At 62.1% G+C, this 25,064-nt stretch carries 25 protein-coding genes and 1 pseudogene; 7 read left to right on the forward strand and 19 right to left on the reverse strand.

What is annotated here, in order from left to right; translation table 11 throughout:
- The 3 genes and pseudogenes from CQ020_RS24605 to CQ020_RS22300 all read left to right on the forward strand — a co-directional run.
- Window positions 1-174 (forward strand): annotated as a pseudogene (locus CQ020_RS24605) (transaldolase); the annotation flags it as partial.
- Window positions 175-253: 79 nt separating this feature from the next.
- Window positions 254-961 carry a ribulose-phosphate 3-epimerase gene (rpe, locus tag CQ020_RS22295; protein WP_105694046.1) on the forward strand — a complete coding sequence of 236 codons (708 nt, stop codon included), beginning with the start codon at window positions 254-256 and terminating at the stop codon, window positions 959-961.
- A gap of 8 nt (window positions 962-969) precedes the next feature.
- The gene (locus tag CQ020_RS22300) at window positions 970-1,443 is read left to right on the forward strand and encodes a ribose-5-phosphate isomerase (RefSeq protein WP_105694047.1); all 474 of its coding nucleotides are present in this window, start codon (window positions 970-972) and stop codon (window positions 1,441-1,443) included.
- A 316-nt stretch (window positions 1,444-1,759) separates the two neighbouring features.
- On the opposite strand, the gene CQ020_RS22305 is transcribed toward CQ020_RS22300, so the two are convergent.
- The 3 genes from CQ020_RS22305 to CQ020_RS22315 form a co-directional block, all read right to left on the reverse strand.
- Window positions 1,760-1,984 carry a PDDEXK nuclease domain-containing protein gene (locus CQ020_RS22305; RefSeq protein ID WP_105694048.1) on the reverse strand — a complete coding sequence of 75 codons (225 nt, stop codon included), beginning with the start codon at window positions 1,982-1,984 and terminating at the stop codon, window positions 1,760-1,762.
- 140 nt (window positions 1,985-2,124) lie between these two features.
- Window positions 2,125-3,015: a helix-turn-helix transcriptional regulator gene (locus tag CQ020_RS22310; RefSeq protein ID WP_105694074.1), complete on the reverse strand. Its 891-nt coding sequence runs from the start codon at window positions 3,013-3,015 to the stop codon at window positions 2,125-2,127.
- A gap of 92 nt (window positions 3,016-3,107) precedes the next feature.
- On the reverse strand, window positions 3,108-3,983 hold the full coding sequence (locus tag CQ020_RS22315) for a universal stress protein (protein WP_105694049.1): 876 nt from the start codon (window positions 3,981-3,983) through the stop codon (window positions 3,108-3,110).
- A gap of 107 nt (window positions 3,984-4,090) precedes the next feature.
- Between CQ020_RS22315 and CQ020_RS22320 the strand changes: the two genes are divergently transcribed.
- Window positions 4,091-4,753 (forward strand): TenA family protein, encoded by a 663-nt coding sequence (locus CQ020_RS22320; protein WP_105694050.1) that lies wholly within the window; start codon window positions 4,091-4,093, stop codon window positions 4,751-4,753.
- On the opposite strand, the gene CQ020_RS22325 is transcribed toward CQ020_RS22320, so the two are convergent.
- From CQ020_RS22325 to CQ020_RS22370, 10 genes are all read right to left on the reverse strand, one after another.
- Window positions 4,750-5,328 carry a dihydrofolate reductase family protein gene (locus tag CQ020_RS22325; protein ID WP_105694051.1) on the reverse strand — a complete coding sequence of 193 codons (579 nt, stop codon included), beginning with the start codon at window positions 5,326-5,328 and terminating at the stop codon, window positions 4,750-4,752. The two genes, CQ020_RS22320 and CQ020_RS22325, sit on opposite strands and share 4 nt — an antisense overlap.
- A gap of 143 nt (window positions 5,329-5,471) precedes the next feature.
- A complete protein-coding gene (locus CQ020_RS22330; protein ID WP_105694052.1) occupies window positions 5,472-6,647 on the reverse strand; it encodes an MFS transporter in 1,176 nt (391 codons plus the stop codon).
- A gap of 106 nt (window positions 6,648-6,753) precedes the next feature.
- Window positions 6,754-7,065, reverse strand: coding sequence for a helix-turn-helix transcriptional regulator (locus tag CQ020_RS22335; protein WP_024819318.1), 312 nt, complete (start codon window positions 7,063-7,065; stop codon window positions 6,754-6,756).
- 107 nt (window positions 7,066-7,172) lie between these two features.
- Window positions 7,173-7,952 (reverse strand): enoyl-CoA hydratase, encoded by a 780-nt coding sequence (locus tag CQ020_RS22340; protein ID WP_105694053.1) that lies wholly within the window; start codon window positions 7,950-7,952, stop codon window positions 7,173-7,175.
- Window positions 7,953-7,996: 44 nt separating this feature from the next.
- Window positions 7,997-8,926, reverse strand: a complete 930-nt coding sequence (mmsB, locus tag CQ020_RS22345; RefSeq protein WP_105694054.1) for a 3-hydroxyisobutyrate dehydrogenase — start codon at window positions 8,924-8,926, stop codon at window positions 7,997-7,999.
- A gap of 11 nt (window positions 8,927-8,937) precedes the next feature.
- Entirely contained in the window at window positions 8,938-10,002 is a 1,065-nt protein-coding gene (locus CQ020_RS22350) for an enoyl-CoA hydratase/isomerase family protein (RefSeq protein ID WP_105694055.1), read from the reverse strand.
- Window positions 10,002-11,501, reverse strand: a complete 1,500-nt coding sequence (locus CQ020_RS22355; RefSeq protein WP_024819314.1) for a CoA-acylating methylmalonate-semialdehyde dehydrogenase — start codon at window positions 11,499-11,501, stop codon at window positions 10,002-10,004. Before CQ020_RS22355 ends, CQ020_RS22350 begins: the two co-directional genes overlap by 1 nt.
- A gap of 122 nt (window positions 11,502-11,623) precedes the next feature.
- A complete protein-coding gene (locus CQ020_RS22360; RefSeq protein WP_258142163.1) occupies window positions 11,624-12,196 on the reverse strand; it encodes a hypothetical protein in 573 nt (190 codons plus the stop codon).
- 42 nt (window positions 12,197-12,238) lie between these two features.
- Window positions 12,239-13,639, reverse strand: a complete 1,401-nt coding sequence (locus tag CQ020_RS22365) for a deoxyribodipyrimidine photo-lyase (protein WP_105694056.1) — start codon at window positions 13,637-13,639, stop codon at window positions 12,239-12,241.
- 92 nt (window positions 13,640-13,731) lie between these two features.
- Window positions 13,732-14,070 (reverse strand): hypothetical protein, encoded by a 339-nt coding sequence (locus CQ020_RS22370; RefSeq protein WP_105694057.1) that lies wholly within the window; start codon window positions 14,068-14,070, stop codon window positions 13,732-13,734.
- Window positions 14,071-14,349: 279 nt separating this feature from the next.
- Between CQ020_RS22370 and CQ020_RS22375 the strand changes: the two genes are divergently transcribed.
- Entirely contained in the window at window positions 14,350-16,521 is a 2,172-nt protein-coding gene (locus CQ020_RS22375) for a glycogen debranching N-terminal domain-containing protein (RefSeq protein ID WP_105694058.1), read from the forward strand.
- 3 nt (window positions 16,522-16,524) lie between these two features.
- Here CQ020_RS22375 and CQ020_RS22380 read toward each other — a convergent pair whose 3' ends face one another.
- Together CQ020_RS22380 and CQ020_RS22385 are read right to left on the reverse strand one after the other, a co-directional pair.
- A complete protein-coding gene (locus tag CQ020_RS22380) occupies window positions 16,525-17,940 on the reverse strand; it encodes a ferredoxin reductase (protein WP_105694059.1) in 1,416 nt (471 codons plus the stop codon).
- A complete protein-coding gene (locus CQ020_RS22385; RefSeq protein ID WP_105694060.1) occupies window positions 17,937-19,238 on the reverse strand; it encodes an SRPBCC family protein in 1,302 nt (433 codons plus the stop codon). Before CQ020_RS22385 ends, CQ020_RS22380 begins: the two co-directional genes overlap by 4 nt.
- Before the next feature lie 161 nt (window positions 19,239-19,399).
- On the opposite strand from CQ020_RS22385, the gene CQ020_RS22390 reads away from it, so the two are divergent.
- A complete protein-coding gene (locus CQ020_RS22390; protein ID WP_105694061.1) occupies window positions 19,400-20,332 on the forward strand; it encodes a LysR family transcriptional regulator in 933 nt (310 codons plus the stop codon).
- Between the two features lie 126 nt (window positions 20,333-20,458).
- Here CQ020_RS22390 and CQ020_RS22395 read toward each other — a convergent pair whose 3' ends face one another.
- From CQ020_RS22395 to CQ020_RS22410, 4 genes are all read right to left on the reverse strand, one after another.
- Entirely contained in the window at window positions 20,459-21,865 is a 1,407-nt protein-coding gene (locus CQ020_RS22395; protein WP_146116692.1) for an MFS transporter, read from the reverse strand.
- A gap of 139 nt (window positions 21,866-22,004) precedes the next feature.
- On the reverse strand, window positions 22,005-22,229 hold the full coding sequence (locus CQ020_RS22400; protein ID WP_026542247.1) for a hypothetical protein: 225 nt from the start codon (window positions 22,227-22,229) through the stop codon (window positions 22,005-22,007).
- 5 nt (window positions 22,230-22,234) lie between these two features.
- Complete coding sequence (gene pdxS, locus CQ020_RS22405; protein WP_105694062.1) at window positions 22,235-23,149, reverse strand: pyridoxal 5'-phosphate synthase lyase subunit PdxS; 915 nt, start codon at window positions 23,147-23,149, stop codon at window positions 22,235-22,237.
- Between the two features lie 149 nt (window positions 23,150-23,298).
- Window positions 23,299-23,979, reverse strand: a complete 681-nt coding sequence (locus tag CQ020_RS22410) for a GntR family transcriptional regulator (protein WP_105694063.1) — start codon at window positions 23,977-23,979, stop codon at window positions 23,299-23,301.
- Between the two features lie 120 nt (window positions 23,980-24,099).
- Between CQ020_RS22410 and purU the strand changes: the two genes are divergently transcribed.
- Window positions 24,100-25,014, forward strand: a complete 915-nt coding sequence (gene purU, locus CQ020_RS22415; RefSeq protein WP_105694064.1) for a formyltetrahydrofolate deformylase — start codon at window positions 24,100-24,102, stop codon at window positions 25,012-25,014.
- Window positions 25,015-25,064 lie beyond the last annotated feature (50 nt).

Here is a 25,064-nt window from a genome sequence, read left to right on the forward strand (position 1 = left end):
GGCACCTACGACGAAGCGAACGAGACCCTCAACGCCCTCGAAGGCCTCGGCGTCTCCTACAACGACGTCGTCACCCTCCTCGAGACCGAAGGCCTCGAGAAGTTTGTGGGCTCCTGGAAGGAACTCCTCGCCGACGTCGAAGGCGCCCTCGCCACCGCACGGAAGGCCTCCTAACCCTTGCCGTAATAGGTCAGCGCGTGGAGGCCGCATCGCATCTCCACGCGCTGACCACACGAACAGAAAGGCAGACACCATGTCCACCTCACCACTGACTTGCTGCATCAACCCCAGCATCCTCTCGGCCGATTTCGTCAACCTCGAAGCAGAGTTGGACCGCATCAGCAACGCCGACGCCGTGCACGTCGATGTCATGGACAACCACTTCGTGCCAAACCTCACCATCGGACTGCCCGTGCTAGAGCGGATCCAAAAAATTAGCACCGTGCCGATAGACGCCCACCTGATGATCGCCGACGCCGACCGTTGGGCGCCGATGTACGCCGACGCCGGCTTGGACTCCGTCACCTTCCACGTGGAAGCGGCCATGGCCCCTATCAAACTCGCCCGCGAACTCCGCGCACGCGGAGCCAAGGCAGGGATGGCGCTTCGTCCGGCAACCCCGGTCGAACCGTACCTGGACATGCTTCCTGAGCTGGACATGCTGCTACTCATGACCGTAGAGCCCGGCTTCGGCGGACAAGCCTTCCTTGACGTGGTCCTGCCCAAGATCCGTCGCGCCCGTGAAGCCGTGGACGGTTCGGGGGTGAATGTCGCCATTCAGGTAGACGGCGGCATCACCGAAGAAACCATCATCCGTGCCGCTGAAGCCGGGGCAAACGTGTTCGTTGCAGGCTCTGCTGTCTACGGCAAGTCCTCACCGGCCGATGCAATCGACGCGTTGCGGATCAATGGACAACTCGCGTTCACACCCAAGATCACCTCGAAACTCCAAAAAGCCTAGGACCACCGATGCGCGTTCACATCGCAACCGACCATGCTGGCCTCGAGCTCAGCTCACACCTCATCAACACCCTTACTGACATAGGCTACGAAATGGTGGACCACGGGCCTGCCTCTTACGACCCGGAAGATGACTACCCGTCCTTCTGCATTAACGCCGCGACAGCCGTCGTCAATGACCAAGCCGCAGGCATGGACGCTTTGGGAATCGTGTTGGGCGGCTCCGGCAATGGCGAGCAAATCGCAGCGAACAAGGTCAAGGGTGTCCGGGCCGCACTGGCATGGAACCTGGACACAGCGGTACTGGCTCGCCAACACAACAACGCAAACGTGGTGGCAGTCGGCGGACGTCAACACACAGCAGAGGAGGCCACCGAGCTGATCAAAGCCTTTCTGGTCGAGCCGTTCACCAACGCCGAACGCCACGAACGCAGGATCGGCAAGATCGCCATGTACGAGAGTAACGGTGAAGTTATAGAGTAATTCAGCCACCAGCGCCGATGTGATCAGGAAGTTTCTTCCAGGGGGTGCTGGCTGCCGCAGTATGTCGACCGCCCCCGCCTCGTCGCTGCAGTCTCAATCACAGGGATACTAGCGAGGACTCCCCTACGGCGTACCTCATGATCCCGGCACACAAATCGGCCCCTGGGAGGACTTCGGAATCAGGGGGACGCGGTCTATCAATACCTCTGCCGGGCCACGTCTTCTCCTGATTGGTCTTTCATTAGGGTGCCGAGACACAGCAGCCCTTACACGACATATGGGTGCTTATCGGCGTTTCAGCCGCACCATGGTGTTTTCAGTTTTCTGAGTCCGTGGCTGGTTCGGCCCATTCGAGAGCAGCGACGACGTCTCCTTCGTTGGGCAATGCGCGCTTTTCGTCTGCCTGGAGTTTGTCGTGGGTGTAGGCTGCGACTGCCATTGGTGAAGTTGAGCTGCCGAGGCTGTATCGGACGCTGCGATCCTTCTTGGTGCCGCAGGTGAGAACGCCGATGGTTTCGTTGTGGTTCTCGCTTCGCGGCAAGTTGTTTCCTCATAGCGGCCCAGCTGGATGCCGAGCATAGGTAATAGAGGACAACACCCTCCCTGACCAGCTTGCGCAGTTCGAGGGCCAGTACGTCCGGGTAGAAGTCAGCCGCTGACAGCGCGTCAGCTGTCCTCCAGTCAGCTGTCCGTTCGGGTCTTTTCCGACGCCGGCTGGACGCCGTATTCGCTGGCCGCCCAGGATGCGAGGAGCTGAAGGCGCTCGGCCGACGGCGATCCGGGTTCCGCCGCGTAGATGGTCAGGGTCAATCCGGGTTCCGCGGCCATTTCCAAGCCTTCGAAGGCGAGCGTCATTTCGCCCACCACCGGATGATTGAAGGTCTTGAAGCCCGTGCCGTGATGACGGACGTTATGCGCGCCCCAGCGAGTGCGGAATTCCTCGCTGCGGGTGCTGAGTTCGCCAATAAGATCGTGCAGTTCCTTGTTGTGCGGGTCGCGGCCGGCCTCCGTGCGGAGAATGGAAACAGTGACCTCCGCAAAGGCGTCCCAGTCCGGGTAGAACTCATACGCGCGTTGGTCCAGGAACGTGAACCTGGCGATGTTGGGCGTCTGGCCCGGCATGTCGTAGCAGTCCTTGTAAAACGCCCTGGCCAAGGGGTTCACCGCCAGCAGATCCATCCGGCCGTTGCGAACAAACGCGGGTCCGGCCGTGACAGCATCCAGCACCCACTGCAGGCTCTGGTGGGGAACATAGGATTTCGAGCTTCGACGCCGCGGAGGCCGGGCAACGGGACTGGCCGCATGCGCAAGATCGAAAAGATGGGCACGCTCAGCGTCGTCCAGGTTCAGCGCTCGGGCGATGCTTTCCAGGACCTGCGGGGAGGCGCCGCTGATGGCACCGCGTTCCAAGCGGGTGTAGTACTCGACGCTCAACCCGGCAAGGGTGGCCACTTCGCTGCGGCGCAGCCCCTTGACCCGCCGGTTGGTTCCCGTAGGCAGCCCCACCTGCTCCGGGGCCACGTGGGCGCGCCGGGAGATCAGAAATTCGCGTACTTCCGCCCGATTATCCATGCCCTCCACCATAGATCCGGTTCATTGCCGGAGGGAGTCCCTGTGAGGGCCTCCGAACTGATGGATCCGTACCCCCCCGAGAAGACGGAGCCCTATGTAACCTCGGAGGTGGCCCTGCGGCGGGAAACCAACACAGGACTGTGGGCGTGGTGGAGCACAGCGTGTGCCGTGGAGCCAATGGTGCCCTTGATCAGACCATGTCCTTTGGTCCCCACCACTGTGATGCGTGCCCCTGGTGAAGCCTTGACCACAGCCCGGGAGAACGATGCATCCACCAGCAGCTCTCCGCTCACAGTGATCCCGGGGGCTTTGTGGCGGGCCCGGCTCAGCACGGCATCAAGCATCGCTTCAGCGTCCGGATATGATTCCACCGGTTCACGCAACCGACGGTAGCCTTCGGGTTCGTGCAGTACGTGGACGATCTTGAGCTCGGCATCCGTTGCCGCCGCGAAAAGGCAGGCGTCCTCAAGGGCTGCCGGTGATCCCGAGTCATCAACAGCCAGCAGCACCGGACCCTCCGGGTGGTCATCGGCACGGATCACTGCTACCGGGCACTCCGCGGTTGCTGCCATCTCCAAACTCACGGACCCCACCAGCAAGCCCATGAACCCGCCGAGGCCGCGGCTTCCGAGCACCAGCATCTCGGTTCCCGCCGAAACGTGGGCCAGATGGTCACGAGGCATTCCATGGAGCAGGGTGGTGTGGACCTCCAGCTCGGGGACAGTCTCCTTGGCGAGCGCCAACCCCTCTTCGAGGACTTTCTGGGCGGCCCGTTCCAGGCCGCTATCAGCAACGCCCGGAACGGGACCCCTGTTGTGGGACAACAGAACCCACAGAGAACAGTGCACCACGTGAAGGGAACAGTCCCGCAGGATCGCGTGCTTGGCGGCCCATTGGACGGCGCGGTGTGATTCTTCGGATCCGTCATAGCCAACCACGATCGTCTTCGATGCGTGCTCGTTCGTCATGGCCAGAGCCTACGCTGGCACCGGGACCGGCACCATAGCGTAACGCCCACCTCTACCGGGCAGTACGCTGCTAGGCTCCGAGTGCTGACACCTCAGGAGGAAACACCGTGGGCTTTGCCAATGAACTCAGGAACCAGTACGCCGAGGACTGGGACGCCGCCGTCAACCATCCATTCGTGGACCAGCTACTCGATGGTTCCCTTTCCGATGAGAACTTGCGCCGGTACCTCGTGCAGGATTACCAGTTCTGCGATGCCTTCACAGCGCTCCTGGGCCAAGCCGTCGCATCGGCACCTTCACTGCCTTCGCGGCTGGTGTTCGCCCGGGTTCTGGGAGCCTTCGCTTCGGACGAGAATACGTACTTCCAGGATTGCTTCAACGAACTCGACGTTCCCGAGGCGGATCGCACAGCACCCGCACTGGGATCTGCCACCCGGGATTTCGACAACCTGATGCGCAGCGCCCTCGCTACCCGCTCCTATCCGGAGGTCCTGGCGGTGCTGTTGGTTGCTGAGTGGCTTTACGGGGACTGGGCAGCCCGCGCCGGCGACCCCTCAGAATGGCCCGCCCACGCCAAGCATGCCGAATGGATCCGTCTCCACAACAACCCGGAGTACAACGCATGGGTGACGTGGCTACGCGAGGAGTTCGACGCCGTCGGGCCGGCAGACGCCGCTTCACGCGAGCGCGTTGCGGAGACCTTCGCCGAAGCGGTACGTCTGGAGCGGGCGTTCTTCGACGCTGCGCTTTTGCCGGCGGAAGTTTTCTAGCTCTTCGTCCGGACGGTGTAGCTGAGCTCCACCAGGCCTTGGTCGTAGCTGTTCACGTCCACAAGCTTCAACAGGGCAGGGTCATGTCCCGCTGGGAACACGCCCCTGCCTGAGCCCTGGCCCACCGGCATCACTACCAACCGGACGGCGTCCACCTCACCTGCCGCGAAGAACGTCTCGCCGAGGGACAAGCTGCCCCACAGCACGATGTCTTTGGTGGACTCGCGCTTGATGCGACGGATCGCCTCGATCGCGTCGCCGGATTCAATCGTCGACGGCGGGAAGTCACCCCAGGGGGCCTCCTTTAGATGGCGTGAAAACACGTGGCGACGAAGACTGTTGAGGGCGGGCGCGATAATTTCGCCGTCGGAGGCGGGCGTGGGCCAGAATTCAACGAAATAGCTGTAGGTGTTGGCGCCCAGAACCATGGCTTCAACACTGCCGAGCCACTCAAGCTGGGCACGGTCAAACTCGGCCGTGCCACCTTCCAGGAGTTCGTAGGCCTTGAACTCGTTATTGGTGTCGGCGGCGTATCCGTCGGCGGTGACAAAATCCTGGACGATCAGTTGTCCCATGAGCTACTCCTCCATCCGGTGATTGCCCGCAGGAGCCTACGCCGCGAAGAATGCGCCCACAACCCCTTCCCGGACCTCCTGCGCGGCGCCATCACTGCGAGGGAATGCTCCTATCCTTGAACTCCGGCTGGCGTTTCCGGAGCTCAGGCCACCAGGGTTTTGAGTCCAGATCGGCGGACCAACACCAAGCGCGCAGCTATGGCGGCTAGTGCCAATCCCGCCAAGATGGCGCCTGTCCACGGCAACTGGCGGATTCCTAATGTCGAGATGGACCAGCCACCCAGTGCGGCACCCACGGTGATACCAAGGTTGGAAAAGGAGATGAAGAGACTGTTGCCAAAGTCAGGGGCGTCCGTTGTATCTTGGCTGACCCACCGCTGACTCACTATCAGCCCACCCGAGTGAAGCGTCCCCCACACCAGGACCGCCGCCACCATGGGCGCTTGATAGGGACCCGCAGCGAATACCAAGGCATAGGCGCCGATATACACCAGCGGGAACGCTACGGCCGTGCGAATCACATTGCGCTCCAGTAGCGCCCCAAAAAGTGAGTTGCCAAAGACCATGACAACACCAAAGGCCACAAGCAGCGCGCTCACCCACATCCCGTCCATCTTGGCCACCTGTCCCAGATATTCGGCAAAGTAACTGTAGGTGGAGAACATTGCCGCAAAGATCAGGACAATGGAACCCAGGTTCAACCAGAGCATGGGCCTCCGCAGAATGCCCAGCTGATCGCCGTAGGTGGCGCGCTGTCCCGCAGGAATTGAGGGCAGCCATATCCAGATCCCCACAAAAGCTCCGAGATTCACCAGGCTGCCAAAGAGAAACGCGGTTTCGAGTGAAAACTGCGATCCCAAATACGCTGTCAGGGGGACGCCCAGTGCGAATCCCACAGTGACGCCGGCAAAGATCCTTGTGGCAGCCTTGCCCGCTTTTTCGGCAGACACCATTCGTGCGGCTGTTGTGAGGGCTACGGCGAAAAACACTGGATGGACAATGGCGGGAATGATGCGGAAGGCCACCATCCACCCGAAGTCCGTTGCAAACGCGTACACAAGGTTGGCTACTGCAAAGACGGCAATGGACCCCATCAGAACCGATTTCCGGTTCATGCCGGAGGTCAGCAAAACCATGAACGGTCCACTGACGGCTACCACCAGGGCGAAAACGCTGACCAGCCACCCCGTGTCGGCCGTCGAAACGCTGAACCGTTCAGCCACCAGCGGCAGGACGCCCACGATCCCTATTTCGGTGGTGATGATGCCAAACACACCTAGCGCCAAAACGGCAACCAGTGGAGCGCTACTACTCTTCATTCGTTCCTTCCCGCTGCTGAAAAGGGCAGCGCAAGTCAACAATTCGTTAAATACAAAAATCTAGATATGTAAGACGCCAATGCCGCACCAGCGCGCTTGCGGGCGGTTAGAGCTCTGCGCTCACGAAGTCAGCGAACTCACGGATAGCTTTTTCATTGCGACGGTAATACGTCCACTTGCCAATCCGCTCCGACTGCAGGAGCCCGGCCCTCTGCATGCCCTGCAGGTAGCTGGAAACCACTGACTGGGCCAGTCCAGTCTTGGCTCGGATATCCCCCACGCACACGCCAGAGCTGAACTCAAGACCCTTGCTGCGGTATTCGTCCTCATCGAAGTGCTCGCCGGGGCTCTTGAGCCACTGAAGAATCTGCCGCCTGGCGGGGTTTGCCAGTGCTTTGTAGACCAGTTCCGGCTCCATGGAGCACCCTCCCATAAATCGCAGCGGCAAGCCCGCCGCCAACTTGAATCTATATTTATAGATTTATAGGTCGATGTCAAAATGCAGCCCCACGACCGCAACAGGGACTACCGGTGTTTGAACTCCGGCTGGCGCTTCTCGCTGAACGCGGCCATACCTTCCTTCTGGTCCTCTGTGGCAAAGAGCGAGTGGAACACCCTGCGCTCAAACAGCACACCCTGCGCCAGGCCCATCTCGAAGGCCGCGTTCACTGCTTCCTTGGCCACCATCGCGGCGGGCTTGGATTTGGACGCGATGACTTCGGCGGCCTTGAGGGCTTCCTCGATTACCTCGGCAGCGGGGACAACCCGTGACACCAGCCCGGAGCGCTCGGCTTCTTCGGCGTCCATGAAACGCCCTGTCAGGACCATGTCCATGGCTTTCGCCTTGCCCACAGCCCGGGTGAGCCGCTGGGAACCGCCCATTCCAGGGATCACTCCCAGGTTGATCTCGGGCTGGCCGAACTTGGCGTTGTCCCCCGCGATGATGAAGTCCGCCATCATGGCCAGCTCACAGCCGCCACCAAGTGCGAAGCCGGACACCGCAGCAACAACAGGGATCCGCAGCCGGGTGAGGTCCTCCCACCGACGGAACCAGTCTGCCGCGTACATCGCCATGTAGCTGTTGGAGGACATTTCCTTGATGTCAGCGCCCGCAGCAAACGCCTTGGCCGAGCCCGTGATCACCACAGCCCCGACGTCCGGATCAGTGTCCATCGCAGTAACCGCGTCCACGAGCTCGTTCATGAGTGCAGTATTGAGCGCGTTCAGCGCCTCCGGCCGGTCCAGTGTTACCAAGCCAACCCGTCCCCGACGCTCAACCACAATGTTCTGATACTGCTCCGTCATGCTCTCCCTCTCGCCAGGCTCTTCATAAGTTCAGTTCAAACCTCTCACACAGACTTATCGCGGATCTCCGTGATGATGCCCGAGAAGTCCCTTCCTGCCCCATCCCCGGCGGCAAAGGCATCGTAGATACGTGACGCCAGGGGACCCATTTCTGCAGCAACCCCTGTGCTTTCCAAGGCGTTCAGCGCCAGGCGCAGGTCCTTGGCCATCAGCGCTCCAGCGAACCCGGGCTGGTAGTCGCGGTTGGCGGGACTCGTTGGCACGGGGCCCGGAACAGGGCAGTTGGTGGTCAGCGCCCAGCACTGTCCGGACGCGTTGGAGGCGACATCGAACAGCGCCTGGTGGGTGAGCCCGAGCTTCTCACCGAGCACAAAAGCTTCGGCAACAGCAATCATGGACACACCCAGGATCATGTTGTTGCAGACCTTCGCGGCCTGCCCGGCCCCGTGATCACCACAGTGGACAATCCTCTTGCCCATGAGCTCCAAAACGGGCTTCACGGTCTCGAAGTCTTCCGGCAAAGCACCCACCATGAAGGTCAGGGTGCCGGCTTCGGCCCCCACCACGCCACCAGACACGGGCGCATCCACTGATCGGTGACCTGCCGCCACGGCCAGAGCTGCCGCCTCCCGGGCCTCGTCCACGTTGATGGTGGAGCAATCCAGGAACAGCGTGTCCGGCTTAGCGATGGAGAGCAATCCCGGCCCATCCACCCCTTGGTACGCGTCCAGAACATGCTTGCCGCTGGGCAGCATGGTCAACACCACGGCCGCTTTCGCAGCAGCTTCATGCGCCGTGGAGGCCATGGGAATTCCATCCGCCAACGCTGCTTCAACTGCTGCGGGAACGGGGTCAAAGCCGATCACCTGGTGCCCGGCTTTGATCAGGTTGGCCGCCATGGGTCCACCCATATGGCCCAGGCCAAGGAAAGCGATGAGTCCCGTTGCCGGGGAGTGAGCTGCGTTCTCTGTCATGATCGTCTCCTTCAATTTGACTGGACTGGACTGGCGGAAAGCCCCAGCTCGCGTTCGCCGAGCGGCACAAAGTAGCCCTCGACGTCGGCCTCCCGGACTTCAGCGAGAGCCGGCGGCTTCCATTGCGGGTTGCGGTCCTTGTCCACCACTTGCGCCCGGATTCCCTCGCGGAAATCGGGCCCGGCCAGGCATCGGAGGCCCACGCGGTATTCCTGGTCCAGTGCTTCCTCCAAAGAGAGCCCGCGGACACGTCGCAGCGATTCCAACGTGACCTTGACCGACGTCGGCGATTTCGCCTCGATGGTGTCCGCCGCAGCAGCTGCCTCGTCGCCCAAAGTGCGCAGGCTCCGGACGATCTCCTCCGCGTCGTCATGCGCATAGGCGGCATCGATCCACTCGCGTTGCGCCGCCAAGGCTGAGTCCGGCGCGGCTTGGGCAAAGCGCTCGACGGCGGCCTCCGCCGTCGAGTCTTCCAACGCTTCCGCCAGCGCGGGCAGGTTCCCGGACGGCACGAAGTGGTCCGCGAGCCCCAGGAACAGGGCGTCCGCGCCGGATAAGTGAGCACCTGTCAACGCCGCGTGCGTTCCGGCTTCCCCCGGTGAGCGTGACAGCAGAAGGGTGCCGCCGACGTCGGGCACGAACCCAATGGTGGTTTCCGGCATCCCGGTGCGGGTCCGTTCAGTGACCACCCGGACGGAACCGTGCGCCGATACGCCCACCCCGCCGCCCAGGACGAGGCCGTCCATGAACGCGACGTAGGGCTTGGGATAGTGCGAGATGAGCGCGTTCAGCCGGTATTCGTCAGCCCAGAACTCGGCTGTCTCCGTGCCACCGTGCAGCATGTCTTTGTAAATGGCCACAATGTCGCCACCGGCGCACAGCCCGCGGTCGCCCGCGCCGCGCAACAAAACGGTGGCAACGGCGTCGTCGTCCGCCCAATCCGTCAACTGGCTGAGCATTGCTTTCACCATTCCCGCGTTCAACGCGTTGACTGCCTTCGGGCGATTGAGGGTCGCGATGCCGAGGTGGCCGCGACGCTCAAACAGGACCTCTTCCTCTACATCTTCAGCCCCCATCAGCTGCCTGCCGGCATCACGAAGCTTGCGCCCTGGCGAATGCCGGAAGGCCACCGCGACGTCACGGTCTTGGTCTTGGTGTAGAAACGGAAAGCGTCGGCGCCGTGCTGGTTGAGGTCGCCGAATCCGGACGCCTTCCAACCGCCGAACGTGTAGTACGCGATGGGCACGGGAATGGGCACATTGATACCCACCATGCCTACCTCCACGCGACTGGCAAAGTCGCGGGCGGAGTCGCCGTCGCGGGTGAAAATTGCGACGCCGTTGCCGAACTCATGCTCACTGCAGAGCCTGAGCGCTTCGTCGTAGTCAGCCGCGCGCAGCACGCTGAGGACGGGACCGAAGATCTCTTCCTTGTAGATCTTCATGTCCTTGGTGACGTTGTCGAAGAGGGTGGGGCCCACCCAGAAGCCGCCGTCGTATCCATCCACGGTGAGGCCACGACCATCGGTGACCAGCGTTGCGCCCTCGTCCACGCCGGATTGGATGTAACCCTCGATCCTCTCCTTAGCAGAAGCAGCCACCACGGGGCCGAAGTCCGAGTCCTTATCAAGACTGTGGCCCACCTTGAGGTCCTTGATGCGTTCGGTCAGCTTGGCCACCAACGCGTCAGCGGTTTCCTGGCCCACCGGCACGGCAACGGAGATCGCCATGCAGCGTTCGCCGGCGGAACCGTACCCGGCACCCATCAGGGCGTCGGCTGCCATGTCCAGATCGGCGTCGGGCATGATCACCATGTGGTTCTTCGCGCCGCCGAAGCATTGCGCGCGCTTGCCGTGGGCTGCCGCGGTGGCGTAGATGTACTGGGCAATCGGCGTGGAGCCTACAAAGCCGATGGCCTTCACCCGCGGATCCTCAAGAAGCGCATCCACGGCTTCCTTGTCACCGTTGATCACGTTGAAGACGCCGTTCGGCACGCCGGCCTCGCTGTACAGCTCTGCCAGGCGCAGCGGAACTGAAGGGTCCCGCTCGGAAGGCTTGAGGATGAAGGCGTTGCCGGCCGCGAGCGCAGGGCCGGACTTCCACAGCGGGATCATGGCCGGGAAGTTGAAGGGGGTGATGCCTGCGACGACGCCCAGCGGCTGGCGGAGCGAATGGACATCGATCCCCTGGCCTGCGTTGTCCGAGAATTCGCCCTTAAGCAGGTGCGGCGCCCCGGCCGAGAATTCGACTACCTCGATGCCGCGCTGGATATCGCCTTTGGCGTCCGCGAAGGTCTTGCCGTGTTCGGAGGACAGGAGCTTGGCGAGCTCATCCATGTTCTGGTTGACCAGGTCCACGAACTTCAGGAGGATGCGTCCCCGGCGTTGCGGGTTCATTGCCGCCCATTCGAGCTGACCCTTTTCGGCATTTGCGACGGCGTTGCGAACCTCGTCCGCGCTGGCCAGCGGAAGCCGTGCCTGGACTTCGCCCGTGCAGGGATCGTAGACATCGCTGAACCGACCGGACGTGCCGTCGATTCTCTGGCCGTCTACGTAGTGGGAAAGCTCGCGCACCATGGTGAAATGCTCCTTTGCATCGGTGAATGACTGCCGTGCCGCCGGTTGCTGGGGCCATTGCGGAACACGTGACCAACTGTGATCCAGGTCATCTCTGAGTCCGAATATACTCGGACTTCCTACTAATTTCCAGAGGGGTATTTTTCTGCCCCCGGACCCCCGGCCGTCACGTCAGTCCGGGCAGGCCAGTGGCCGGTGACCTTGTGGAAATCGATGGCCCGCAAGAGTGGCGTCATGTCATAGGCCCTGATATTCAGGCTGAGCTTGACGCCTTCCGCCGACTTGACCGTCAGGTACGGCTGCCCCTTCATGGCCTGGAAGCTGTAGTGGGCAATCTCGCTGTAGGGAAGAAGGTGCTCTTTGCCGAACACGCTGCGGAAGGCCACCTCAAAGTCGCGCGGCGCCACGTAGAAGTTGCGGTACATGAGCACGAAAGCCAGGCCGCCCAGGAAGATGGCGACCGCAGCGATCCGGGCACCCACAGGGGAACGGTCATAGCCGAACGAGACCAGGCTCATGAGAAGACCCACGATCAGGAAAAGCCACCCGATGATGGGCACAACCTTGGGCATGCGCACCTGCTCCGGGTACTGCTTGGACCGGTTGGGGTGCTTCCGCGCCCACCAGGCAATGGCAGCGATGAACATGGCCGCAAACGCCATGATGAGGACCTTGAGAATGGACTCCGTTGACATGAGCCCAGCCTATAGTCGGCCCGGTGGAAGCTCCGGGAACCCTTAGTGGACCTCCCGCATCTCCTTGTACGCTTCCAGCGCTTCCGCCCTGGTGGTCTTGAGGTCCACGATTTCCTCCGCATACTCCGGCGTCCCGAACTCGGGAATCCAGTGGGCGATGTACTTCCCCTGAGGATCGAACTTAACGCGCTGAGCCTCCGGATTGAAGATCCTGAAGAACGGCGATGCATCCGCCCCGGAGCCGGCTACCCATTGCCAGTTTGCCGGGTTCGAGGCAGGATCGGCATCCACCAACGTGTCCCAGAACCACTGCTCGCCCAACTGCCAATGGATGCCGAGGTTCTTCACCAGGAAGCTGGCGGCAACCATGCGGACACGGTTGTGCATCCAGCCCGTGTGCCACAGCTGCCGCTGCCCCGCGTCCACCATGGGGAACCCGGTACGGCCCTGCTGCCAGGCCCGGAACTCCTCAGCCGCTGACTCGTGGCCGGGATGCTTGCCGTTGTCACTGGCGCCGCCGTGACTACCTGGCCACGCCCACGGGAAGCGATCGAACTCAGGGCGAAGGTTGGCCGTCGCCAGCTCAGGGTTGTGGAAGTACTGGTGCCAGCAGAATTCACGCCAGCCCAGCTCAGAAGCGTAAATCGAAGCGCTCTCAGACCGCTTGGAACCCAAAGCGTGCCACACCTCGAACGGGCTGAGCTCACCCCAGCGAAGGTAAGGCGAGAGGCAGCTGCTTCCATCCGTATCCGGGCGGTTGCGGCCCTCGCTGTAGTTGGATAGGCCGTCTCCCACGAACTCGGCCAACCGCTTATGCCCGGCGGCAGCGCCCGGCGTCCACATCTCGTCCAGCCCCCCGGACCAGTCCGGCTTGGTGGGCAGGAGATGCCACGATTCCAACGAGTCATACACGGGCAGCTTTCCGGTGTATCCGTGGCCGGCTTCCGGGACGGCCAGTGGCTCGCGGAAGTCCTGCGCAGAAACTGTCCGCCAGAAAGGGGTGAAGACCTTGTATTGGCCGCCCGTTTTGGTGGTGACTTCCCACGGCTCATGGAGAAGGGAGGCCTGAAAACTCGAGACATGAAGTCCGGACTCGCCCGCCCAAGCCTTGATGCCGGCGTCAACCGTCCGCTCAGCGGAACCGTACCGCCGGTTCCAGTACAGCCCTCCGGCGCCAATCGCCGTCGTGGTCTTCTGGACGACGTCAGCTGCCGGCCCGCGGCGGAGAAGCAACGGAACACCGAGCTTGTCCAGGTCTTCGCGGAGGCGGGTGAGCGAGTGGTGGAGCCACCACCGCGCGGCGCCACCGTGGGGGCGGATGCCCTGCGATTCTTCGTCAAGGACGTAGAGGGCAACGGCCGCGCCGTCGTCGACGGCGGCGCGCAGGGCCGGGTTATCGGCGACCCGCAGATCGTCGCGGAACCAAACGATGGACGGCTTCATAAGCACCTTTCAGCGGGAACCTCCGGAAACAGGAACAGCCCATGCCCCCTAAGAATCCTAGGGGCATGGGCTGGAAGCTCGCTGGTATGAGATCAGGCGATGGAAGCCACTGCCTGTTGGCGGATTTCGGAAACCGGGAGATCGGTGGCGGTTTCACTCCACATGGGAACGCTGTTCACCACGTAGTCCCTGGCGGCCGGACCTACCATGGTCATGCCGGGATAGATTCTCCGGCCATTTTCCTTGACGGGCTTGTGGCCCTCGAGCTCAAGGGCGGTCTTGAAGGCGGAGTCGGGAATGGGGATTTTGCGTCCAAGGACGCACCAGCTGATGTACAGGCCGTAGAAAGTGTCAAAGTCCAAGCCGTTCTCAGTGTCGTCCTCAAACACCACACAGTCGCGAATAAAGCTGCCAATTTGGGTGTCGGTCATTACGGGGCCTCCGGCGTCGGAAGAAAAATCGGGCCGCCGGGCTGCATCAGCGAATGTCCTGTTCCCTCACTATAGACCCGTTCCGGCTCCACGAACGAGGAAACAAGATTAACTCTGGGTTGCCTGGAGGAATCGCCCGCCGCGGATATGCCGGGATAACGGCCGACTCTGGTGCCCGCGCGCTCCCCGGCGTACCGTCAGTTACAGCCATGCAGGAGGCCGCCACAGAGCGGCCGCCAGGCTCAAGCGAACCCCAGGCTCAGTGGTAAGGAGCACGAAGTGGCTGGATGGAATGCCGACACGGCAGCGGGGCCGCTGGGCTCTGGAACGGTCACCTTAGTGGAAGGCTCGTCCTTCTGCATTTCCTCTGCCAACGGGGACATCCACCCCGGCCTCCCCCACGGCGTCTTCCATCTGGACACCCGGATCCTCTCGCGATGGGAGCTGACCATCAACGGCCAGATGATCGAACCGTTGGCAGCTGAAACCCGGGAACCCTACCGCGCCCTCTTTGCGGGCCGGGTACCCGGTCCGGATGGGTACGCGGACAGCCCGCTGCTGGTGGAACGCTTGCGGGAAGTCGGGACGGGAATCCTGGAGGAGATCACGGTCCGGAACTACTCCAAGCGGCCCGCGGAGTGCAGGATCCTGCTGACTGCCGAGTCGGATTTCGCAGATCTCTTTGAGGTCAAAGATGCGCGCATCACCCGGGAGTGGGCGGAAACCCGCGTCCCGGAGAGCGATTCCCTGGTGATCCGGGGCAAGTGGGAGGGTATCCGCAAGAGCGTGGTCATCCGGGCCGAGGGCGCCGGCGCAGGGGCCAAAGCGTTGGGGTTCACTGCCACGATTCCACCTTCGGGTAGCTGGAGTACCCGGGTGAGCGTCATGCCCAGTGACGGCACGGTCCCCACCGTCGGCGGCACAAAGAAGCCTTTCGCCCATCCGTCCCGCGGCGAGTTGTCTCCCAGCGATCATCGCCGGGAGGAATGGGTGGCCAAGATCCCCCGTCTGCAGGTGGGAAATCGCTCCATCGAACGCACTCTGAGGCGCAGCTACGAGGATTTGGGCGCGTTGAGGATCCAGGACCCGGACCATCCCAGCAAGGTGGTTGTCGCCGCCGGAGCGCCGTGGTTCATGACCCTCTTTGGCCGCGACTCCTTATGGGCGTCGGAGATGGCGTTGCCCGTTGACCCGTCCTTGGCGCTGGGAACCCTCCGCACGCTGGCTGATCGTCAGGGAACGGTGGTGGACACCACCAGCGAGGAAGAACCGGGCAAGATTTTGCATGAAGTCCGGCTGGACGTCTCCAGCAGCCTGGCCCTGGGCGGCAAATCCGCCTACTACGGCAGCGTGGACGCCACTCCCCTTTTTGTCACTGTCCTGGGGTCAGTGAGCCGCTGGGGCTTCGCCAAGGATGTGATCTCTGAACTCCTCCCCAACGCGGACCGCGCGCTCGACTGGATCCGGGACTACGGGGACCGGGATGGCGACGGCTTTGTGGAGTACGGGCGTCCCAACGAGCACGGTCTCATCAACCAAGGCTGGAAGGACTCCTGGGACGGGATCAACTTTGCCGATGGCACTATCGCCGAGCCGCCGTTGGCGCTCTGCGAAGTCCAGGCGTACGTGCATGGCGCCTACATGGCGCGCGCTTGGATGGCGTACGACGACGGCCAACTCACCTTGGCAGCTGAGCTCCGGGAACGCGCGGATCGCCTCAAGAAGAAGTTCAACGAGGAGTTTTGGTTGCCGGACAAGGGCTACTACGCGGTGGCTTTGGATAAAGACAAGCGCCCCGTGGACGCCTGCGCTTCAAATATGGGGCATTGCCTGTGGTTTGGCCTGATTGATGAAGACAAGGCTCCGCTTGTGGTGGAGCGGCTGATGTCTCCGGAAATGTTCAGCGGCTGGGGCGTCCGGACACTGGCCAGCGATATGGGCGCCTACAACCCGGCCAGCTATCACAATGGATCGGTCTGGCCACATGACAACGCGCTGATAGCGGCGGGGCTGCTCCGCTACGGATTCGTGGAAGAAGCGCAGCGTATTGCCACGGCCCTCTTTGAAGCTGCCGAGTTTTCCGGTGGCCGGCTCCCTGAACTCTTCTGCGGTTTTGACCGCGAACAGTTCAGGGAGCCGGTGCCCTACCCTACGGCCTGTTCCCCGCAGGCGTGGGCTGCCACTACTCCCATCCAGCTAATCACCGGACTCATGCGCTACGACGCCCACATTTCTTTGGGCGGCGTCTGGCTGGATCCGGTGTTGCCGGAGTCCTACGGTGACCTGCACATCAGCAATGCGCCCATGGGGAGCGGGCGCATCACTATCGACGTCGTTGGTTCTTCATCCCAGGTCCAGGGGCTTCCGGAAGGCCTCGCGCTCCACCGTGCGCAACGGCCGTGGATCACAGAGCTCGTGGAGAAGGCCGAACTGAAGCGCCCCTCCCCCTAGCCTCTAGGCGTCGATCACCATATCCGTCTTTGCGGTGGAGCAGCAGGGAAGGAACTTTCCTGCGTCAATCTCACGTGCACGGATGCCACCTTGATGGTTCATCTCAATGTCGCCGGACAGTTTGACCACCTTGCAGGAGCCGCACATGCCCTCTTTGCAGTTAGCACCGATCCTGACGCCGGCACGCTGGGCCGGGCCCAGGATGTGCTCGGACGGGTCGACGCGCACATTGATGCCCGTGCGCAGGAAGGACAGGGTGAGGCTTCCCGTTCCCACTGTCTCAAAGCTCGAAGCATCGGGAGTTGAGACCTCCGCTACCGCATCCGCACCGCCGTCGGAAGCTTCCGGCGCATCCGGGTCCGGCTCGGCGGATTCCAGCTCCAGGCCGGTCGCCTTCAAGGTTCCCTCGGCGTCGTAACCTGGCTCGTAGAGCCCAAACGCCGCGGGCTGGCTTTCGTAGTAATCCTCGGCGGATTCCGCTATTTCCTCGGCGATCTCCTCCGCGATGTCCGCCGCATGAGCAAGCTCCGCCGCGTATTCAAGGATGGTCTGGCGATCGCCGGTGAAGAACTCCATGTGGATGGAGGTGTCGTCCACGCCCACCTTCCCCAGGAGCTCAGTGGCGGTGTTCAGGTAGCCCTCGGGACCACACGCATAGACCTGCCGTCCGTTGGCATCCGGGGCCACCTCGTCCAGCATGGCCGCCGTCAGCCTTCCACTCAGCCCTTCCCAGTCCGCGGGTTTGGCTCGGTCGCCCAGGGAGTAGAAGACCTTGATGCGCGAGTCCACCGAAGCGATGTAGGCGAGCTCCTTGTTAAAGGCAAAACCCTCGTCCGCCGCGCCGTGATAAAGCACCACCACATCGGCCTGTCCAGGGAGGGAATGGATGGTCCGAACCATGGACATGATGGGGGTGATGCCAGCCCCGGCAGCCAGCAGGAGGTACCGTGCCCGCCGGTCCACGTCGGGCAGGTGGAAGGCCCCCACGGGCCCCAGCATTTCCAGGACGGTGCCGGGTTTGATGTTCTGGTGCACCCACGGTGAAACCAGACCCGTCGGATCGCGTTTAACAGTGATGTCGAAGGTCCACGGCCGGGTGGGGGCGCTGGACAGCGAGTAGCTTCGGTCCGCCGGATCCTGGTCTTCCCCGTTCACAGGGAAGGCCACGTTCACATACTGGCCGGCTCGGAACGCCAAGGGTGCACCATCGGAGCGACGGAACACGAAGGTCATCATGCCGCCCACTTCGGCAACAATCTCCACGCATTCGGCCGTGAACTCCTGCGGATGCCAGGGACCCAACGCACGGGCTGCGCTGGCGGGTCCCTCGCTGCTTCCCATCACCCTGTTCCACGGCATTTCCAGGCCGCGAATGCGATGTGGCTCCTGGACCAGTGTCTCAGTGAGGAGTTCGGTCATGCCAAGTGCTCCTGGACACGCTGTACGTACCAGTTGATGAAGGCCTCCACCTGGTACTCGCTCTTCATGTACGGGCCGGGCTCGTAGGCCGGGCTGCCGGCACCGGTCTGGCACAGCTCCACGAATGCCTTGTCCTGCAGGTTGGTCTGCTTCCAGGTATAGGTGAGCTTCTCCAGGTCGTAGTCCACGCCTTCCACGGCGTCATCCGCTACCAGCCAGGTGGTGCGGACCAAGGACTGGTGCTCGTTGACGGGGAAGACGCCGAACGTGATGACGTGGTCGCTTTGGAAGTGGAACCAGCTGTTGGGCTGCAGGTGCATGGAGCAGCGGCCAAGGCGGAAGTCCGGCAAGTCACCGAGCAGCTTCTTGGAGAGCCTGCGCCCATCGGCCGAGAACGATTCGCCCTCGCCGTCGAGGGATTCGCGTGAAATACGGATTCCGGCGATGCGGGTGTCCAGCTCCTCCACCACTTCGTAGGGAAGGCCATAACGGCGGCAACGCTCCTCGAGCGAGGACTGGGCTTCCTTGTTGCGGTCCCACACTTCTTCGAGGTGGGCGGGGATCAGGCCCTCCGTCAGGCCCCAGGTGGGGAAGAGGGAACAGGCGAGCTCCGGGTGTCCGTCGCAGTGGTAGCACTCACGGTTGTTCTCCATGACGAGCTTCCAGTTGCCCTCCTCGATGATGTTCTGCTGGTAGGCGACTTTCGTCTTCGACAGATCGTGGGGCGCGAGGTACGGCTCAAAGATCTTTGAGGTTTCGTCGAAGTCGGCTGGTGGCTCGTCGGCAATGCACACGAAGATGAGTCCGGCCACCACACGGCTGTGGGCGCGCTTGAGGCCGAAGCAGCCTTTGTCGAACTTCGTCTCTCCTGGCGCCGAGGCATGGATCAGGTTGCCTTCCGGAGAGTACGTCCATGAGTGGTATCCGCACACCAGGTTTCCTGTGGACCCGGCAGCCTCGGTCAGGACGCGGGCGCCGCGGTGACGGCAGACGTTGTGCAGGACGTTCACGCCGCCGTCGTCATTGCGCAGCACGATCAGGGAGTAGGGGCCGTAGTCCACCGTGATGTAGTCGCCTGGCTCCGGCAGCTCGGCGACGCTGCCGGCAAAGATCCAGTGCTGGCCAAAAATGGCTTCCATGTCGATCTTGAAGATCGTGGCATCGGTGTAGAAAGGCGCATCGAGGGAGAATCCCTTGCGCCGGAACTCGAACAACGCGCTGATCTCCGCCAGCTGCTCTGCAGGCAAAGTTGAGGCGAGTTTTCCGCGTGAGTTGAGGGGCAAGACTGGAGCAGACATATGTTTTCCTCCCGGGAGGCGTGGGTCAGAGTGTGTTTCGTGGGGAGCACCGCTGCGTTGGGGCGGGCGGCGTGGTCGAAAACCTTATAGTCATGAGATTAGGGATCATTGAACCGCAACAAAAGCGCAAGAATCAGAAGATAACCGTGCACAATAGGTGCATGATCGATGCGAGGCTCATCACACTCCGGGTGTTTGCCCGCTGCGGCACCATTGGCGCCACAGCGGAGCTCACCGGCTACTCCCCTTCCGCCGTCTCCGCACAGCTGCGGGAGCTCCAACGCATGCTCGGAATGCAGCTGCTGACAAAGGACGGGAGGGGTGTGCGACTGACGGCCACGGGCCGCTTTCTCGTGGCCGGCTCGGATGCCCTCATTGCCGAATGGGAGAGCCTGCGCGCAGCAGCCATGGAGGCCGGCGACCAAGTGCAGTCACGTTTCGGGCTGGGCGGATTCTCGACGGCGGCAGCCCAGTTGCTGGCGCCACTGGCCGCCACCCTCCGCACCACGCGCCCCCTGCTGGAGGTGCAGGTGCTCGAGGCCAACCCGGCCCGGTGCTTTGACTTGTTGGTTGCCGAGCGAATCGACCTTGCGGTGATAGTTGCCATGCAGTCCGACGCCTATGTTGAGGACGATCCCCGCTTCGAACAGACCGTGCTGCTGGACGATCCCCTGGACGTGATCATTCCCGCCAACCACGCCTTGGCATCACGGGAAACGGTGACCCTGGAAGAACTAGCATCGGAACCATGGATCACCGAAGCCTCAGGATCCACCTACCACGCGCTCTTCACAGCGGCCTTCACGGCGGTGGGGGTAACTCCACGCATTGCCCACGAGGCCGTTGAATGGGAAACCCAAATCGCCTTTGTGGGTGCGGGGCTGGGCGTGGGCCTGCTGCCGCGGCTCGCACCCCTGCATAGCGCCGAGAACGTGGTTCGGCTACGCATTACCGGCAAAGGGAAGCCCGCACGCCGCATCGTGGCAGCCGTGCGCAGGGGCAGCATCGCATCGCCCCTCATCCAGGAGTCGCTCGGCATCCTGCAGGAGAGCGCTCATAGGATCCTCACGGCCCGCCCGGAAGACGACCGCTAAGCGCAGCCCGGGCACGACTTATGCGCCTGTGACCGCGCTGACTGCGTGGTCACAGGCGCATAAGTGCCTTTAATAGGTATAGGAACGTCCGACGGCGTCTCTCACCCTGCGCTCGGACGGGCGCCTTTACTGGACAGCTGCTGTGTCAGCTTGCTTCTCGCTGTCCACAGAGGGAGTTGTGTCCTTGCCGCCGGCAGCTGCCGCCAAGGACATCCCCTTGGTTTCCTCGGCCATCAGTACACAGATCAACCACCCCAGCGCAGTTAGCCCGGCAGCCGCCAGCATGGTTGGTCCGATCCCCCAATCCCGCAGGGCGAAGGGAATCACAAAAGTGCCGATCGCAGCACCTATCCGGCTGGCACCGGTGGTGATGCCGATGGCGCTTGCCCGGACCTCGGTGGGAAAGAGCTCACTGGGGTATGCCCATTCCAGGATGTTCGGCCCTCCTGAGAAAAAGGCATACATGCAGAAGCAGGCAATGATGATGGCCACGGGCGCTCCCGGAGCAAATCCGAGGACGAAGAGCGGGAGGGCCATGAGGGCGAAGCTCCAGATGATGAGCGGCCTGCGGCCTACAGTCTCCACCAAACGTAGAGCGGGAAGGCAACCGAGCAGGAAGACCGCATTGATGATCACTGACCCGAGGTTGGCCATATTGCCTTCGCCCAGGCCGAACGAGCTGAGGATGACGGGCCCGAAGGTGAAGATTGCAAACAAAGGCGTTACTTGGAGGATGTAGAAAGCACTGCAGAAGAACAGTCGCCTGGGATATGGACGGCGCAGCAGCATGGAGAAATCAACTTTGCCCTTTGCTGTTGCCGGGGCGGGCGATTGCGCTTCCGCCGCAAACACAGCGGCCGCGTCCACTTGATCCCCCAGCCCAACACGCAGCGCATCCTCGGCTTCCTTGCGGCGGCCGTTGTTCAGCAGCCAGCGGGGTGATTCAGGAATGCCGTGCCGCATGGCCAAGACAGCAACACCCAACACCGCCGAGCTGCCCAACATCCAGCGCCAACTTTCGGGGCCGAACACCTCGGACATGACGAATCCAACCAGGGAGGCCAAGGCAGCGCCCGCGAACCAACCTGTGATCAGCATGCCCAGCATCTTTCCGCGGCGCTTTTGGGGTAGCCATTCGGCCAAGAGTGCGCTGGCGATCGGATAGTCGGCCCCGATGGCGAGTCCTACGATGAAGCGAAGGATGATCAGTTGGGTTGCATCCTGCACCACAAATTGAAGGGCAGACGCTATCACCAGCGCCCACAGGTCAATGGTGTACATCAGGCGGCGGCCGATTTTGTCCGTCAACGGGCCCAGGAACAGGGCACCGAAAAAGATGCCCACCAGAGCCGAAGCGCCGATGAGGCTGACTTCAAGCTCGTTGGCACCAAATTGGGCCGTCAACCCCACCATGGCAATGCCGATGATGCTGAGCATGTAGCCGTCCAGGAGCGGACCGCCCATGCAGCCGACCACGAGTTTGCGATGGAACGGAGAAAAGCGTGCTGAATCAAGAGTGGAGCTGAGTCCCATGGTTCTCCTTGGCGCGCGCCTTCCCGCGACGCTGCGAAAAGGCGAAAATATACTAGACAGGTAAAGACTGATATATGAGAACGTAGTGTTCGGCGTCACAGCCTGTCAATCTGTGACAAAACCGCAGGTGGGACGCCGCTCAGGCCCAGACCTGATAGCCCGTCGACTTATCGAACAACTTCCGGGTGGAGAGTCCCTCCGCAGCGATCCAGAGCACCGAATCATCGTCGGCGGCCTGCTCCACCACCCCCGTGAGAACGTGGTGATCCAGCAACCACACCTCTACCGTGTGGCCGATCAGTTGGGCCCAGTCCTTCCGCAGGCCACGGCCGTGAACGGTTTTGACCAGAGCAAGGTCCGTCACGACACTCACCAGCCGCGTTCTGCGAGGCGGTGGGGCTGCGGGATGTCGTCCACATTGATGCCCACCATGGCTTCGCCGAGGCCGCGGGAGACCTTGGCAATGACATCGGGGTCGTCATAGTAAGCAGTGGCATTGACGACGGCGGCGGCGCGCTCTGCCGGGTTGCCGGACTTGAAGATCCCCGAACCAACGAATACGCCGTCAGCGCCGAGCTGCATCATCATCGCAGCATCAGCCGGGGTAGCTATGCCACCGGCCGTGAACAACACCACGGGAAGCTTACCGGTGGCGGCAACTTCCTTCACCAGCTCGTACGGGGCCTGCAACTCCTTGGCCGCAACGTACAGCTCATCCTCAGGAAGGGCGGCGAGCTTGGCGATCTCCGAACGGATCTTACGCATGTGCCCGGTGGCGTTGGAAACATCCCCGGTACCGGCCTCGCCCTTGGAACGGATCATCGCCGCACCCTCGTTGATACGGCGCAACGCCTCACCCAGGTTGGTGGCACCACACACGAACGGCACAGTGAAGTTCCACTTGTCGATGTGGTTGATGTAATCGGCCGGGGTCAGGACCTCGGACTCGTCAATGTAGTCAACACCGAGGGACTGCAGGACCTGGGCTTCGACGAAGTGGCCGATCCGGGCCTTGGCCATGACCGGGATGGACACGGCAGCGATGATCGCATCGATCATGTCAGGATCGGACATGCGGGACACGCCACACTGGGCGCGGATATCGGCAGGGACACGCTCGAGCGCCATGACAGCCACGGCACCGGCATCCTCAGCGATGCGGGCCTGCTCGACGTTAACGACGTCCATGATGACGCCGCCCTTGAGCATCTCCGCCATGCCCCGCTTAACACGGCTGCTGCCCGTCAACGGTATGTTTTCAAAAAGGAGGGGTCTTGTAGTCACGTGATACTCCAAGGGCTGAAGGCTGTGATTGCATCACAAGCGCCCGGACAGGCTGGAAGAAGGCTACTGATATCCGGGTGATATATTAGATGGAGTCTTCAGTATGCAATCACTGAAGCGCGGAGTCAACAGAGGTTTCAGCGCTGGGACTAAGCCGCGAAAAGCGCCTGGCGCACAGCCTGCTCGAAGCCGCTGACGTGGACACGGGCCAACTCGGCAGCCTGATCCTCGTCGCCGTCAATGACAGCCCTGAGCAAGTCCAGGTGTTCACGCACGTGGTGCTCAAGATTGGGCAAGCGATCCAAAACCATGCACCAGATCCGGGTTGCCAGATTGTCGTAGCGAATCAGGATGTCCTCGAGGTGCGGGTTCGCCGCCGCTGCGTAGATTCCACGGTGAACGCTGGCGTCAAGCCGCAAGGTCTCAACCACCGAGGCGGCGTCAACGTCAAAGTCCTCCACTGCGCGCATCACTTCGCGAAGGTGTTCCTTGGTGGCAGCGGAAGCAACCCGCGCCGCCCTGGCAGCGGCAAGGGGTTCCAGCTGCGCCCGAATTTCGGAGATAAAGGCGAGGTCGGTTACTTCAACGCGGGTGGCAAACGTCCCCCGCCTCGAATACGTAATAACCAGCCGATCCAGCTCCAGGCGTTTCAGTGCTTCACGCACCGGCGTCCGCCCGATTTCCAGGTCCTTGGCAAGCTGATCGTCATTGAGGAGGTCGCCGGGCTTGATGTCCAACATCAGGAGCCGGTCCCGGAGGCGTTCATAGGCGATGTCGGCCAAGGACTTCTTCGTGTCCTCGCCGGCTAATGCCAGAGTTCCAAAAGCCACAGCGCCATCCCCTTCTTCACAACCAAAAAAGCTATTGACCTGCCTGAGTCACCAGTATACGCTGAATCCCAATCCTAATATATCAGTTCAGGACTCAGGAATATATCTAAAGGAGGAGACATGACCCTCGTGGCGACAGACTCACCGGTAAGCACCCTACCCAAGCCCGAATTGCTCAAAGAAGAGCAGGCACAGAAGTTCGTACTCACATTGTCGTGCGTCGAACGCGCCGGAATCGTTCAGGCAGTTACCACCTTCCTTTACGAGCGCGGCTTCAATATTGAAGAGCACCAGCAGTTCGACGACGGCCTCCGCCAGACGCTGCACCTGCGGACAGCTTTCTCCGGTCCGCTGTCCTACTCACCTGAGCGGCTCGAAGAGGAGTTCAGCGCGATTGCCGAACGCTTCGAGATGAAGTTCAGCTTCCATGACAAAACCAAAAAGCGGGTCCTGGTGATGGTCTCCAAGTTCGGGCACTGCCTGAATGACCTCATCTTCCGCTGGCGGGGTGGCAGCCTCGGCGGTGACCTCGTGGTAGTTGCCTCCAACCATGAAACGCACCGTGCCATGGCGGAAGCCGCCGGCCTGCCCTTCGTCTACCTTCCCGTCACCCCGGATACCAAGGCAGAGGCCGAGCAGAAGCTTTTGGACCTGGTGGAGGAGTACAACGTGGACCTCGTTGTACTGGCACGCTACATGCAGGTGCTTTCGGACGATTTGTGCCGCGCCCTCGAAGGACGCGCCATCAACATCCACCACTCGTTCCTGCCGGGATTCAAGGGCGCCCGCCCTTACCACCAGGCCTACGACCGCGGCGTGAAACTTGTGGGTGCCACTGCCCACTACGTCACTGCGGACCTGGACGAGGGACCGATCATCGAGCAGGAAGTCATCCGCGTCGATCACAGCTACGGCCCCACCACCCTCTCAACCGTGGGCCAGGACGCCGAAGCACTGGCGTTGTCCCGCGCTGTCAGGTGGCACTGCGAACACCGCGTGCTGCTGGACCAGACCAGCACAGTGGTTTTCCGCTAAACCAAGCACTAGAACACCAGCAGACTCACCCCTTTAACTTCAGCAGGAGA

It is taken from the genome of Arthrobacter sp. MYb23 (assembly GCF_002979775.1).
Lineage (GTDB): Bacteria > Actinomycetota > Actinomycetes > Actinomycetales > Micrococcaceae > Arthrobacter.